Below are 377 nucleotides of genomic sequence, written 5' to 3'. Positions count from 1 at the left end.
ATGGTGCACAAGCAGGAGCGCCTCCTGGAGACCGCCCTCGGGGTGAGCGCCGCGCGGCTGAACCGCTTCTGCAAGCCCATCGACGGGGCCTTCCTCCAGCGGCTGGAGGCCCGGCGCCCGCGCACCCTCCAGGACGTGAATGAGGCTTGGTACGGGCGCCGCAACCTCGCCCCGCAGCGCTACGACTCCAGCCGCTACCACGGCCTCAACCTCAACAGCCTCTTCTTCCGGGGCACGATTGAATTCCGATACTTCAACGGCTCGGTGCACGCGGGCGAGGTGAAGGCCTACGTCCAACTGGTGTTGGCCCTCGCCGCCCGCGCCCTGGCCTCGAAGGCCGCCTCCAGCAAGCGCCGCGACTTCAACCCCGCCACCGC

1 protein-coding gene is annotated in these 377 nt (G+C 69.5%); it reads left to right on the top strand.

The window, feature by feature from the left end; all coding sequences use genetic code 11:
- Positions 1 to 377: amidoligase family protein (locus tag ACLEQD_RS45250; protein ID WP_410392048.1), on the top strand; the 377-nt coding region annotated here is incomplete at both ends.

Origin of the sequence: Corallococcus sp. 4LFB (assembly GCF_046520365.1) — a bacterium.
GTDB classification, from domain to species: Bacteria; Myxococcota; Myxococcia; order Myxococcales; family Myxococcaceae; genus Corallococcus; species Corallococcus caeni.
Note: the sequence above shows the minus strand (reverse complement) of the source record. Positions and strands in the feature narration are given on the sequence as shown.